The 12593-nt window shown below is 71.5% G+C and carries 11 protein-coding genes; 6 read left to right on the top strand and 5 right to left on the bottom strand.

From position 1 onward, the window contains the following. Window positions 1-4: 4 nt before the first annotated feature. Window positions 5-712: a hypothetical protein gene (locus BLW43_RS01900; protein ID WP_093247822.1), complete on the bottom strand. Its 708-nt coding sequence runs from the start codon at window positions 710-712 to the stop codon at window positions 5-7. Window positions 713-882: 170 nt separating this feature from the next. On the opposite strand from BLW43_RS01900, the gene BLW43_RS01895 reads away from it, so the two are divergent. From BLW43_RS01895 to BLW43_RS01870, 6 genes are all read left to right on the top strand, one after another. Continuing rightward, window positions 883-2892 (top strand): heme lyase CcmF/NrfE family subunit, encoded by a 2010-nt coding sequence (locus BLW43_RS01895; RefSeq protein WP_093247820.1) that lies wholly within the window; start codon window positions 883-885, stop codon window positions 2890-2892. Beyond that, window positions 2889-3356 (top strand): cytochrome c-type biogenesis protein, encoded by a 468-nt coding sequence (locus tag BLW43_RS01890; protein WP_093247818.1) that lies wholly within the window; start codon window positions 2889-2891, stop codon window positions 3354-3356. The genes BLW43_RS01895 and BLW43_RS01890 overlap by 4 nt, the downstream gene beginning before the upstream one ends. Before the next feature lie 66 nt (window positions 3357-3422). Further along, on the top strand, window positions 3423-4334 hold the full coding sequence (gene ppk2 / locus BLW43_RS01885) for a polyphosphate kinase 2 (protein WP_093247816.1): 912 nt from the start codon (window positions 3423-3425) through the stop codon (window positions 4332-4334). Between the two features lie 111 nt (window positions 4335-4445). Further along, window positions 4446-5234, top strand: a complete 789-nt coding sequence (locus tag BLW43_RS01880) for an enoyl-CoA hydratase-related protein (protein ID WP_093247814.1) — start codon at window positions 4446-4448, stop codon at window positions 5232-5234. After that, the gene (locus BLW43_RS01875; protein ID WP_245730874.1) at window positions 5221-8037 is read left to right on the top strand and encodes a bifunctional [glutamine synthetase] adenylyltransferase/[glutamine synthetase]-adenylyl-L-tyrosine phosphorylase; all 2817 of its coding nucleotides are present in this window, start codon (window positions 5221-5223) and stop codon (window positions 8035-8037) included. The genes BLW43_RS01880 and BLW43_RS01875 overlap by 14 nt, the downstream gene beginning before the upstream one ends. A 5-nt stretch (window positions 8038-8042) precedes the next feature. Continuing rightward, complete coding sequence (locus BLW43_RS01870) at window positions 8043-8948, top strand: histone deacetylase family protein (protein ID WP_217632075.1); 906 nt, start codon at window positions 8043-8045, stop codon at window positions 8946-8948. Window positions 8949-8964: 16 nt separating this feature from the next. Here BLW43_RS01870 and BLW43_RS01865 read toward each other — a convergent pair whose 3' ends face one another. The 4 genes from BLW43_RS01865 to BLW43_RS01850 are packed head-to-tail and all read right to left on the bottom strand — an operon-like array spanning window position 8965 to window position 12539. Beyond that, window positions 8965-9789 (bottom strand): ABC transporter permease, encoded by an 825-nt coding sequence (locus BLW43_RS01865; RefSeq protein WP_093247812.1) that lies wholly within the window; start codon window positions 9787-9789, stop codon window positions 8965-8967. Beyond that, window positions 9786-10265 carry a tetratricopeptide repeat protein gene (locus BLW43_RS01860; protein WP_093247810.1) on the bottom strand — a complete coding sequence of 160 codons (480 nt, stop codon included), beginning with the start codon at window positions 10263-10265 and terminating at the stop codon, window positions 9786-9788. Before BLW43_RS01860 ends, BLW43_RS01865 begins: the two co-directional genes overlap by 4 nt. Further along, window positions 10262-11152, bottom strand: a complete 891-nt coding sequence (locus tag BLW43_RS01855) for an ABC transporter permease subunit (protein ID WP_093247808.1) — start codon at window positions 11150-11152, stop codon at window positions 10262-10264. Before BLW43_RS01855 ends, BLW43_RS01860 begins: the two co-directional genes overlap by 4 nt. A 10-nt stretch (window positions 11153-11162) precedes the next feature. After that, the gene (locus BLW43_RS01850) at window positions 11163-12539 is read right to left on the bottom strand and encodes an NAD(P)/FAD-dependent oxidoreductase (RefSeq protein WP_093247806.1); all 1377 of its coding nucleotides are present in this window, start codon (window positions 12537-12539) and stop codon (window positions 11163-11165) included. Between the last annotated feature and the right edge of the window lie 54 nt (window positions 12540-12593).

Below are 12593 nucleotides of genomic sequence, written 5' to 3'. Positions count from 1 at the left end.
CCGCTCAGGTTGCGACCACATGCACGTTGTGCTTGCCCTGTGACCGGTCGCCGATGACGATATCCTGCTCGAAGTTGGCCTGATACTGCTCCCAGTTCTTCTTCCAGGCGGCATCGCGGAAAGTGCGATGGGCCAGCTTCGCCCATTCCGCGCCCGCCAGCGTGATGATGGCGCTGTCTTCGGAGAGCTGGTTGCCGCCCTTCTTGAAGCCGTATTCGAGATCCTTGGGGAAATTGGCCGTCTTCTCGCCACCGCCACCTTTGATCATGACTTCGATCCGCTTGAGCAGTTTCCCGACCCGCGTCGCCTTTTCGGCCTCAATCTTCTCGACGTGGCGCTTCTGCGCCGCCTTGGCTTCCTCCATGAGGCGCGCCTTGCGCTCCTCCGGCGTCTCCTCCTTGATGACGAGCGTGCCGCTGCCCCACGCGCCGGTGAGCCCCGTCGGCTTCGGCGGGACGGCGACGGTCTGCGGCGGCGTCACTTCCGGCAACTTCTCGACAACCGCGAGGGTGACGGGGTGAGCAAGCGCATCTCGATTCATCAACCCGAGGATGTCGCCTTCGCCCTCGGGAAGGCGCCCTGTCGCGAGATACTGCGCCATCGACCCGTTCGGACATTCGGGGAAGGACAATTGCGGCGACGATCCGAACCTGATCGGGTCGAAGCCTGTGAACACGATGTTGCATCTCTTGCACAGATAATCCGTAGCCATGGCGGCGCTCTCCCCCGAAGCTCGCAGTCGACAGTAAGACACCGCGCGCAGTCCCGCACGCTCGAAAGCGTGATGGCGCGCGACCGCGCGCCGCGGGCGGTCGCTTTGCCGGGGCGCACGCCTCGGCCTATGCTCACGATCTCGATCTGGTTCATGGACGGATGCCGCGCATGATCGCCGAACTCGGACATTTCGCCCTGATCCTCGCTTTCGCGGTGTCGATCGCGGGCTCGGTCGCGCCGCTCTACGGCGCTCATCGCGGCTGGTCGGACTGGATGACGTTGGCCACGCCCGCCGCGACTGCGCTCTTCGCGCTGGTCTGCCTCAGCTTCGCCGCGCTGACATGGAGCTTCGTCACCTCGGACTTCTCGGTGCGGCTGGTGGTGGCGAACTCGCACTCGCTCAAGCCGATGATCTACAAGATCGCCGGCGTCTGGGGGAACCACGAAGGCTCCCTCCTGCTCTGGGTGCTGATGCTGGCGCTCTTCGGCGCGATGGTGGCGGCTTTCGGACGCAACATCCCCACGGGCCTCAAGGCGCGGGCGCTGGGGGTGCAGTCGCTGATCGCCTGCGGCTTCATCGCTTTCATGCTGTTCACCTCGAACCCGTTCGAGCGCCTGTTTCCCGCGCCCTTCGATGGGGCGGACCTCAACCCGCTGCTGCAAGACCCCGGCCTGGCGTTCCATCCGCCGTTCCTCTACCTCGGCTATGTCGGCCTGAGCATGGCGTTCAGCTTCGCCGCCGCCGCGCTGATCGAGGGGCGGGTGGACGCGGCCTGGGCGCGCTGGGTGCGTCCTTGGGCGCTGGCCGCCTGGGCGGCGCTGACGGTGGGCATCGGTCTCGGCTCGTGGTGGGCTTACTACGAGCTCGGCTGGGGCGGCTTCTGGTTCTGGGATCCGGTGGAGAACGCCTCCTTCATGCCGTGGCTGGCGGCGATCGCGCTGCTGCATTCCGCGATCGTCGTGGAGAAACGGTCTTCCCTGAAGAACTGGACGATCCTGATGGCGATCCTCGCGTTCTCGCTGTCGCTGCTCGGCACCTTCATCGTGCGCTCCGGCGTGCTCGACAGCGTCCACGCCTTCGCGGTGGACCCCGAGCGCGGCGTCTTTATCCTGCTGCTGCTGGTCGTGGCGATCGGCGGCAGCCTCGCGCTCTACGCGTGGCGGGCGCCGTCGCTGAAATCGGAGGGCGTGTTCGCGCCGGTCAGCCGCGAGAGCGGGCTGATCCTCAACAACCTGCTGATGATGTCGAGTTGCGGCGTGGTGTTCGCCGGCACGATGGCGCCGCTGGTGCGGGAGGCGCTGACCGGCGCGAAGATTTCCGTCGGCGCGCCGTTCTTCGACCTCGCCTTCACGCCCTTCATGGTGCTGCTCGCCATCGCCCTGCCGCTCGGCGCGATGACGCCCTGGAAGCGCGGCGACGCCGGCAAGGTGCTTTCGAAGCTCTGGTGGGCGGCGGCGGCGGCGCTGGGCGCTGGCGCACTGGTGTGGGGCGTGCAGACCGGAACCTCGCCGGCGGCGCCCATCGCCATGGCGCTGGCGGCCTGGGTCGCGCTCGGCGTCGCGGCGGAGATCGCCGAGCGCGCGAAGGTCGGGTCGGCGCCGCTCGCGGAGAACTGGCGGCGGCTGGCGCGCGCGCCGCGGGCCGACTGGGGCAAGTGGGTCGCCCATTTCGGTCTCGGCGTCACGATCTGGGGCGTCGCGGCGATCACCGCCTGGACCGTGGAGGACATCCGCGTGGCGCGACCGGGCGAGAGCTTTGCGCTCGGCGCCTACGAGGTGACTTTCGACGGCGTCACGCGCGCCCAGGGGCCGAACTACGTCTATGAGCGTGGCGAGTTCCATGTCTATCGCGACGGCGTTCAGGTCGCCCATGTCTATCCCGAGAAGCGCATCTATACCGAGACCCGCACGCCGACCCCGACGACCGAGGCCGGCATCGATAACGGTTTCACCCGAGATCTCTATCTGGTGCTCGGCGATCCGCAGGTCGGGACGGGCGGCGTTCCGACGGGGGCGTGGGCGGTGCGCGCCTATGTGAAGCCGTTCGCCAACTGGATCTGGGGCGGCGCCATCCTGATGGCGCTCGGCGGATGCCTGTCGCTGACCGACCGCCGCTACCGCGTCGGCGCGCCGACGCGCGCGGCGCAGGCGCATGCCGCCATGGCGCCGGCGGAATGATCCGCGCCGTCCTGCTCGCGGCGACGCTGGCGCTCTCCGCCGGTCCGGCGCCGGCGGTGCAGCCCGACGAGGTGCTCGCCGATCCTGCGCTTGAGTCGCGGGCGCGCGAAATCTCCAAGGAGTTGCGGTGCCTCGTCTGCCGCAACGAGGCGATCGACGACAGCAACGCCGAGCTTGCGCGCATCCTGCGCCTGCTGGTGCGCGAACGGGTCGTCGCCGGCGACAGCGATGGCGAGGTGATCGACTATGTCGTGGACCGCTACGGCGAATATGTGCTGCTGCGCCCGCGCTTTACGCTCGGCAACGCGCTGATCTGGCTGTCGGGTCCGCTGATCCTCGCGCTTGGCGGCTTCGCGGCGTGGCGTTATGTGCGCGCGCGCGCGCCGCAGGCGGCGGCGCAGCCCGCGCCCCTCACCGAGGCGGAGCGGCGCGACCTCGACGCGCTGCTTCGCGACGGAAGCTGAGCGACCGTCACGCAACTGCATCAATCCTCGGTTACGCCGTAGCAGGGGCAGCCGGAGGGATGACGGATGGCGCAGGATCGCGACAAGCTGGACTGGATCGAGTCGGAGCTGCAGGACAGCTACGACGAGGAGTGGGAGCTGGAGCTCGACGACGAGCGGATTCCCGAGGCGCTGCGCCCGTTCAAGGACCGCATCAGGGCCAAGGGCATCGACCGCCACACCTATTTTCGCGAGCTGCTGCGGCTTCAGGCCGAACTCGTGAAGCTTCAGGACTGGGTGGTGGAGAAGAAGCTCAAGGTCGTCGTGCTGTTCGAGGGCCGCGACAGCGCCGGCAAGGGCGGCGCGATCAAGCGCATCACCCAGCGCATCAATCCGCGGGTCTGCCGTGTCGTGGCGCTACCGGCCCCTTCGGACCGCGAGAAGACCCAGTGGTACTTCCAGCGCTACACGCCGCACCTGCCGGCGGGCGGCGAGATCGTGCTCTTCGACCGCTCCTGGTACAACCGCTCCGGCGTCGAGCGGGTGATGGGCTTCGCGACCCCCGACCAGGTGGAGCAGTTCTTCCAGGACGTCCCTGAGTTCGAGCGCATGCTGGCGCGCTCCGGCGTCATCCTGATCAAGTACTGGTTCTCGATCACCGACGAGGAGCAGCAGTTCCGCTTCCTCATGCGCATCCACGACCCGATCAAGCAGTGGAAGCTCTCGCCGATGGACCTCCAGAGCCGGGTGCGCTGGGAGGACTACACCAAGGCCAAGGAGGAGATGCTGGCCCGCACCAACATCCCCGAGGCTCCGTGGTACATCGTCGAGGGCAACGACAAGAAGCGCGCGCGCCTCAACGTGATCGACCACCTGCTGACGCGCATCCCTTACGGCGAGGTGCCGCATGAGGAGGTCGTGCTGCCGGAGCGCGTCCACAATCCCGACTACGAGCGCCGGGTGCTGCCCGACGATCTCTACGTCCCCCAGAAGTACTGACACGGCGCCGCGCAGCCTCTGCGCGGCGATGCGTCCCGGCGCGGCGCGTCCGGGCGGCCTCGACGCCGCCCGGACGTCCGGTATCATCGCGGCCCCGGATGGAGGCGCGCGATGAGCGAGAGCAGCGGCTATCAAGACATCCTTTACGAGGTGCGGGGCGGCGTCGCGCGGGTGACGCTGAACCGGCCCGACAAGATGAACTGCCTGTCGGGGCGGATGCGGCGCGAACTGCTGCACGCGCTGACCCGCGCGCCGGAGGAGGCGCGGGCGCTGGTGCTGACCGGCGCGGGGCGGGCGTTCTGCTCGGGGCAGGATCTCGGCGACGCGGCGAGCCTGACGGCGCTCGACCTCGAAAGCGTGCTGCGCGACGAGTACGAGCCGCTGCTGCGGGCGATCTACGACTGCCCGATCCCGACGCTCTGCGCCGTAAACGGCGCTGCGGCGGGGGCGGGGGCCAACCTCGCGCTGGCGGCGGATGTGGTGATCGCGGCGCGCTCGGCCGTCTTCATCGAGGCCTTCGCCCGCATCGGGCTGATCCCGGACGCCGGCGGCACCTACTGGCTGCCGCGGCTGGTGGGCCTGCCGCGCGCGATGGGCATGTGCCTGTTCGCCGAGCCGATCGAGGCGGGCCGCGCGGCGGAGTGGGGGCTGATCTGGGAGGTCGCCGAGGACGATCAGCTGGAGGCCCGCGCGGCGGAGCTGGCCGGGCGGCTGGCGCGCGGCCCGGGCCTCGCCTATCGCCTCACCAAGCAGGCGTTGCGCGAGGCGATGACCAACACGCTCGACGTCCAGCTCGGGCTGGAGGCGCAGCTCCAGGGCGAGGCGGGGCGCTCGCGCGACTTCCTGGAGGGCGTCAGCGCGTTTCTGGAGAAGCGCGAGGCCCGGTTTGAGGGCCGCTGAGCCGTTCGAAACCCGCATCGTGGCCGCGCCGCGCGGCCATGACGCCGCGAAAGGCGCCGCCGCGGTGGAGCTTCTTGGCGTCGCCGGCGCGGCCGCGGAGCTGGTCGCCGGGGCCGCCGGCTCCAGCCCTTTCCTCGCGCGGTTGATCGAGCAGGAAGCCGATTGGCTGCGCGCGGCGCTCGCCGCCGACCCCGCCGCCGCGCTCGCCGAGGAGCAGGCGGCGCTCGGCGGCCTCGACGGCGCAAGGGCGCTCGCGAGCGGGCTGCGCCGCGCGAAGCGGCGCGTCGCGCTGCTGACCGCGCTCGCCGATCTCGGCGGCGTCTTGCCGCTCGATGCGACGACGGGGGCGCTGACGGGCTTTGCCGACGCCGCGCTCGCCGCGGCGATGGACCGTGCGACGGCGGAGGCGAACGGCCCGCTCGCCGGGTGCGCGACCGCGGCGCAGGCGGGCCTCTTCTGTCTCGCCATGGGCAAGATGGGCGCGCGGGAGCTGAACTATTCCTCCGACATCGACCTGATCTTCCTGTTCGACGACGGGCGCTGGGGGGAGGAGGCCGCCGAGGCGCGCGGCCGGCTCGTCCCCGTCGTGAGGCGCGTCGTCAAGCTGATCTCGGAGATCGACGCGGAGGGCTACGTCTTCAGGACCGACCTGCGGCTGCGGCCCAATCCTGGCTCCACGCCGGTCGTGATCTCCATGAGCGCGGCCGAGGACTATTACGAGAGCGTCGGCAGGACGTGGGAGCGCGCGGCCTTCATCAAGGCGCGCCCCGCCGCGGGCGACGTCGAGGCCGGCGCGCGGTTTCTGGAGGCGCTGACGCCCTTCGTCTGGCGCCGCCACCTCGATTTCGCCGCGATCGAGGACGCCCACGAGATGCGGCTGAAGATCCGCGACCACAAGGGCGTCGGGCGACGGTTCGAGATCGCCGGCCATGACCTGAAGCTCGGGTTCGGCGGCATCCGCGAGATCGAGTTCTTCGCGCAGACCCAGCAACTGGTGCGCGGCGGGCGCGACGCCTCCCTGCGCGACCCCACGACGCGCGGCGCGCTGCGGGCGCTCGTCGCGGCCGGGGTGCTGGACGAGGCGACGCGGGCCGCGCTCGACGATCACTACGTCGCCCATCGCACGCTCGAACACCGGCTCCAGATGGTCGAGGACGCGCAGACCCAGACCATGCCGGTCGCCGCCGAGGCGCGCGACCGCGTGGCGGCGCTCGGCGGTTGGGCGAGCCGGGCGGCGATGGAGGACGAGGTGGAGCGCCGCTGCCTCGACGTCCGCGTGCGCTGCGACGCCTTCTTCGCGCCGCGCCGGGCCGATGACGGGCCGCCCGACGCGGCGGCGCTTGGGAAACTCGGTTTCGGAAGGCCGGACGCGGCGGCGGCGCTGGTCGAGCGCTGGCTCTCGGGCGCGCTGCCCGCGACGCGGACCGAGCGCGCCCGGCGCCGCCTCGCGCGGCTCGCGCCGCTGATCGCCGAGAAGCTCGCCGCCGCCGGCGACCCGGATGAGGCCATCGCCGAGTTCGACCGCTTCCTCGCCGGGCTCCCGGCGGGGGTTCAGTTCTTTGCGCTGTGCGAGGCGAACCCGCATCTGCTCGACCTGCTTGCGGAGATATGTGCGGCGGCGCCGCGACTTGCGGGCTATCTGGGGCGCCACTCGGCGGTGCTCGACGGCGTGCTCGACCGCAGCTTCTTCGCGCCCGTCGCAGCGGCGCCGGCGCTGACCGACGAGTTGGACGCTGCGCTCGACGCGGCGCCGGACTATGAGGCTCGCCTCGACGCGGCGCGCCGATGGGCCAAGGAGCGGCGCTTCCGCATCGGCGTGCAGACGCTGCGCGGGGTGGCGACGCCGGAGGAGGCGGGCGCGGCGTTCTCGGCGGTGGCGGAGGCGTGCCTGAAGGCGCTGCATCCCGTCGTGACCGCCGAGTTCGCGCGCCGTCACGGCCCGCCGCCGGGGCGGGGGGCCGCGGTGCTGGCGCTCGGCAAGCTCGGCTCGCGCGAGATGAGCGCGACCTCCGACCTCGACCTGATCGTGATCTGCGACCCCGGCGAGGACGAGGACAGCGCGGGGCCGAAGCCCTTGCCCCATGCGGTCTATTTCGCCCGGCTGACGCAGATGCTGATCGCTGCGCTGACCGCGCCGACGGCGGAGGGCGCGCTCTACGCCGTCGACATGCGGCTGCGGCCTTCGGGTCGCTCGGGGCCGGTGGCGGTGCGCCTCAGCGCCTTCGCCCGCTACCAGCGCGAGGAGGCGTGGACCTGGGAGCATCTGGCGTTGACGCGGGCGCGCGGCGTCGCAGGTTCCTCCGAAGTGCTGGCGGACGCCGAGGCGGTTGTCGCCGAGGCGCTCGCCGCGCCGCACGACCGCGAGAAGACGCTGGCCGACGTGCGTGAGATGCGGGCGCGCATCGCCGAGGCGCACCGGGCGCGGCGCGGCATGGTCTGGGAGCTCAAGCATGCCGAGGGCGGGCTGATGGACGTGGCGCTGGCGGTGCAGGCCGGCCAGCTCGTGACGCGGCTCGGCGCGGCGGGAACGCCGGCGCAGGCGGCGCGGGCTCTGGCGGCGGAGGGCTGGCTGACCGAGGCCGACGCCGCGGCGCTGGCGGAGGCGCACCTGCTGATGTCTGCGCTGCAGCAGGTCGAGCGGGTCGCGCTCGACCGCCCCTTCGACCCCGGGAAGGCCGGCCCCGGGCTGCGCGCCGCCATGGCCCGCGCCGCCGGCGCCGCGGATTTCGACGCGGCCGAGGCGGCGCTCAGGGCGGCGCAGGCCCGCGCCGCCGAGGCGGTGTCGCGCGTCCTGGAGGGCTGAGCCGCTTGGCGCTGCCGATCGTCCACCACCCCGACTATGTCGCGCCGCTGAAGCCCGGCCACAGCTTTCCGATGTCGAAATACGGCTATCTGCGGCAGGCGCTGGAGCGGCGCGGCCTGATGAAGCCGGGCGGCTGGCTGGCGCCGGCGGCGGCCTCGCCCGCCATGCTCGGGCTGGCGCACTGCCATGACTATGTCGAGCGCGCCATCGGGTTGCGCCTGACCCCTGACGAGAGCCGCCGCATCGGCCTGCCGCAGACCGAGCAGGTCGTGCGCCGCGCCCGGTTGGCGGCCGCCGGCGCGGCGCTGGCGGGGCGGCTGGCGCTGGAGCGGGGCGTGGCCTGCAACGGCGCCGGCGGCTCGCACCACGCCGCGCGCGACTTCGGCGCCGGCTTCTGCGTGTTCAACGACGTGGCGGTTGCGGCGGCGACGCTGCTCGCCGAGGGACGCGTGGGGCGGGTGCTGGTGATCGACGCGGACGTGCATCAGGGCGACGGCACCGCGCGCATCTTCGCGGGCGACGCGCGGGTGTTCACGCTGTCGATCCATGCGGAGAAGAATTTCCCGGCGCGAAAGGCCGCCTCGTCGCTCGACACGGGTCTCGCCGACGGGCTGGGCGACGCGGCGTATCTGGAGGCGCTGGCGGCGGCGCTGGAGACGGCCTTCGCGGCCGGGCCCTTTGACCTCGCCTTCTACAACGCCGGCGTCGACGTCCACGCCGAGGACAGGCTCGGGCGGCTGAAGCTGAGCGATGCGGGGCTCAGGGCGCGCGACCGCATGGCGCTTGGCGCCGCGCGGGACCGGGCGACGCCCGTGGTCGGCGTGCTGGGCGGCGGCTACGGCGACGACCCGGCGGTGATCGCGGAGCGCCACGCCGTCCTTTTTGAGGAGGCGGCGCGGCTCGCGGAGTAGGCCCTTGCGAAAGCGCTCAGGCCGAGGCCGGCCTCTGCGCGGCCTGTTCGTCCGCCGCCTTGCGCGCGAGCGCCTGCTTGAGCGTGAGCGACCAGACGATCACGCCGACGCTGACGATCCCGATCAGGATGGTGCAGATCGCGTTGATCTCCGGCGTCACGCCAAGGCGAACGGCTGAGAATATCTTCATCGGCAGCGTCGTCGAGCCGGGCCCGGCGAGGAAGCTCGCGATCACCAGATCGTCCAGCGACAGCGTGAAGCTCAGCAGCCAGCCGGCGGCGACGGCGGGCGCGATCAGCGGCAGGGTGATGCGGAAGAACACCGTCGCGGGGCGGGCGCCGAGGTCCTGCGCGGCTTCCTCCACCGAGGCGTCGAAACCCGCCAGCCGCGCCTGCACAACCACCGCGACATAGCACATCGAGAAGGTCGCATGGGCGATGATGATGGTCAGGATCCCCCGGTCCACCGCCACCGCGATGAAGGTCAGCAGCAGCGACAGGCCGGTGATCACCTCCGGCATCACCAGCGGCGCCAGCACCATGCCCGAGAAAAGCGTGCGGCCGAGGAAGCGCGGGATGCGCGCCAGCGCCACGCCCGCCAGCGTGCCGAGCACGGCCGCGAGCGTCGAGGAGCAGACCGACACGATCAGCGAGACGCGCGCGGCGTCCATCAGCCCCTGATTGTTCCACAGCTCGAAATACCACTTCGTCGAAAACCCGGCCCAGACGGTGACAAGCTGGCTTTCGTTGAAGCTGTAGACGATGAGGATCAGAATGGGCGCGTAGAGGAACGCGAAGCCGAGAAGCAGGGCCGCGAGGTGAGTCCAGTGGAAGCGGCTCATGGATCGGACTCCGGGTCAGCAGCGGCCCTGGCCTCGCGGATCGCCCTTGCAAGGTCGTCGCGTTCGGCGCAGCCATAGAGGCAGACGTCGACCAGCCGCGCTAGAAGCCGCTCCGCGCCGGCGATGTCGCCGCGCTGCAGGCGCAGTTCGCCGTAATACTCCAGCGCCCCGCGATGCTCGGGCTCCAGCGACAGCGCCATCATGTAGGCCGCTTCGGCCGCGCCGAGTCGCCCCTGCTTGCGCAGCGCGAAGCCAAGCAGGCTCAGCACCTCCGGGGTCTCCGGCTCGGCCGCGTCGAGCCGGCGCAGGATCTTCTCCGCCGCCGGCCAGTCGGTCCGCTCGATGGCCTCGCGCGCCGCGCGCAGTTCGAGCTCGGGCGGCGAGCCCGGCCCGAAGGGCGGCAGGCTCGACGGCACTGCGGCGGCTGCTGCGGCCATCAACGCGAAGGCGAGCGCGAAAAGGGGCGTGCGATTCATCCCGCCCCCGCCCGGTTGGCCATGCGCTGGAAGATCATGATCGGCAGCACCAGCACGATCAACAGCACCACCGCCACGGCTGAGGCGAGCGGCCAGTCGCGGTTGAGGAAGAACTCGTTCCAGAGCGTTCGCCCGATCATCTGCGTGCGCGCCCCGCCCAGCAGTTCGGGGATCACGAATTCGCCCATGGCGGGGATGAACACCAGGAAGCACCCCGCCGCGACGCCGGCCAGCGACAGCGGCAGGGTGATGCGCGCGAACGCCTCCCACGGCTTGCAGCCAAGGTCGGCGGCGGCCTCCAGCAGGCTCAGATCCTGCTTCTCCAGCGCGGAGTAGAGCGGCAGGATCATGAAAGGCAGATACGAATAGACGATGCCGATGTAGACCGCGATCTCGGTGTTGTGGATCACCAGCGGCTGCGAGATCAGCCCCATCGACTCCAGCGCGAGGTTGAGCAGCCCGTCGCGCTTGAGGATGCCGATCCAGGCGTAGACGCGGATCAGGAACGACGTCCAGAACGGCAGGATCACCAGCATCAGCAGCGCCGGACGCCAGCCCTGCGGCGCGCGCGCCATGGCGTAGGCGATGGGGTAGCCGACTAGCAGCGTGATCAGCGTCGCCGTCGCCGCGATGCGAAGCGAGCTGAGATAGGCGCCGACGTAGAGGGGATCCTCTATCAGGAACAGGTAGTTGCCGACGTTGAAATTGCTGAAGTAGGCCTGCACGCCGGCCCAGCTGTCCCAGGTCGGCGTGTAGGGCGGCTGTGCGATCGCAGGCTCGGAGAAGCTGATCTTGAGAACGATCAGGAACGGCGCAACGAAGAACATCAGGAGCCACAGATAGGGCAGGCCGATGATGGCCGCCCGGCCCCAGTTCACCCCCCGCATCGACAATCCCTCATCGCGTCGCCGCGGCCACTGAAGCGCGCGCGCGCCGGTCGCGCAAGGGGGTGCGCGCCTCCATCGCGTCGGCGAGGCGAAAGCCCGCGATGGCGCCGGCGAGCCATAGCGTCCTGAGCCCCGGCAGCAGGATGCGCGGCGGCAGCCCGCGCCAGAGCGCGGGGATCGCCGCTTCCTCGCCGGAGACGATCGCCTCCGCAAGCAGCCGTCCCGCCGTCTGTGCGCCGTTCACGCCCGAGCCGTGCCAGCCGAAGGCGTGGAACACGCTCGCGTCGTCGGGCAGGCGGCCCACCGCGGGAGCGTAGGCGCGCGTCGCGCAGATCGGGCCGCGCCAGAAATGCGTGAGCGGTATGTCCGCCCAGCCGGGGAAGGCGCGCGCGAGGCTCGCTGCGAGCCGCGCCCGCCAGACCGGCGCCGCCGCCTCGGCGCCGGTCAGGTCGCCGCGCATCCCGAAAAGCAGCCGGCGCTGCGGCAGCATCCGCCAGTAGAACAGCATCCGTCGGGTGTTGGCGAGCGGGTTGTCCTCGCGCCAGCGATGGCGCGAAAGCTCCTCCGCCGTCAGCGGGCGGGTGACGCCGATCATCGAGATCACCGGCATCGCGCGGGCGGCGAAGGCGGGGTGCAGGCCGTCCGGCGTGAAGCCGTTGGTCGCGAGCACGATCCGGCCCGCCCGCAGCGTTCCGCGGGCGGTCTCGACACGGTGCGCGGCCCCCTCGCGCCGCCAGCGCAGCGCCTCGCTGAACGGGTGGATCGCGACGCCGGCGGCCTGCGCGGCGCGCGCCCAGGCGCGCACGAGCTGCAGCGGGTGGACGCCGAAGCCGGGCCGCATCAGCGCCGCGCCGTGCTGTTCGGGCCCCTCGTAGCCGCGCTCGGCGTAGGCCTCGCGCGAGAGGATCTCGAGGCTCGCGCCGCCGACGGCCGGCGCGTCCGCCAGCGCCGCGAAGGCCGCGGGGCAATGCGCGACGAGCGCCTCGGCCTCGCCCTGCGTCTCGACGCCCTGCGCGGCGCAGAAGGCGCGCAGCCGCTGCGCGCCCTCGACCTGCGCCGCGACGGCGCGCGCGGCCTCCGCCTCCCCGACGCGGCGCGCGCGGGCGGCGTGCGAGAGCTTGTCGGAGGCGAGGCCGACGATGCCGCCATTGCGCCCCGAGGCGCCCCAGCCGATCTCGCCCGCTTCGAGCACGGCGCAGGAGACGCCCAGCTCCGCCAGCCGCAGCGCCGTCGAGAGCCCCGCATAGCCGCCGCCGATCACCGCGACATCAACTGTCGCGTCGCCTTCGAGCGGGGCGAGGGCCGGACCGGGCGCCGCCGTCTCGCGCCACCAGCTCTCGCAGGGGCGCGCGACGTCGTAGAGTTCGGGGGCGAGCGGGCCCTTCATCCTGCGGTCTCCGGAAGGGGCGTTGCGCGGCGCAGCAGAGGCGTTATCGTCGCA

Origin of the sequence: Rubrimonas cliftonensis, assembly GCF_900107585.1 — a bacterium.
Classification (GTDB): domain Bacteria; phylum Pseudomonadota; class Alphaproteobacteria; order Rhodobacterales; family Rhodobacteraceae; genus Rubrimonas; species Rubrimonas cliftonensis.
The sequence above is the reverse complement of the archived record's forward strand: the minus strand, read 5'-3'. Positions and strand labels throughout refer to the sequence as shown.

What these genes read in the sequence shown, in the direction of transcription:
- BLW43_RS01860 (WP_093247810.1), bottom strand. Translation starts at nt 10,265, where the DNA reads ATGAATCGCACGCCCCTTTTCGCGCTCGCCTTCGCGTTGATGGCCGCA.
- ppk2 (WP_093247816.1), top strand. Translation starts at nt 3,423, where the DNA reads ATGGCGCAGGATCGCGACAAGCTGGACTGGATCGAGTCGGAGCTGCAG.
- BLW43_RS01865 (WP_093247812.1), bottom strand. Translation starts at nt 9,789, where the DNA reads ATGAGCCGCTTCCACTGGACTCACCTCGCGGCCCTGCTTCTCGGCTTC.
- BLW43_RS01895 (WP_093247820.1), top strand. Translation starts at nt 883, where the DNA reads ATGATCGCCGAACTCGGACATTTCGCCCTGATCCTCGCTTTCGCGGTG.
- BLW43_RS01890 (WP_093247818.1), top strand. Translation starts at nt 2,889, where the DNA reads ATGATCCGCGCCGTCCTGCTCGCGGCGACGCTGGCGCTCTCCGCCGGT.
- BLW43_RS01850 (WP_093247806.1), bottom strand. Translation starts at nt 12,539, where the DNA reads ATGAAGGGCCCGCTCGCCCCCGAACTCTACGACGTCGCGCGCCCCTGC.
- BLW43_RS01900 (WP_093247822.1), bottom strand. Translation starts at nt 712, where the DNA reads ATGGCTACGGATTATCTGTGCAAGAGATGCAACATCGTGTTCACAGGC.
- BLW43_RS01855 (WP_093247808.1), bottom strand. Translation starts at nt 11,152, where the DNA reads ATGCGGGGGGTGAACTGGGGCCGGGCGGCCATCATCGGCCTGCCCTAT.
- BLW43_RS01880 (WP_093247814.1), top strand. Translation starts at nt 4,446, where the DNA reads ATGAGCGAGAGCAGCGGCTATCAAGACATCCTTTACGAGGTGCGGGGC.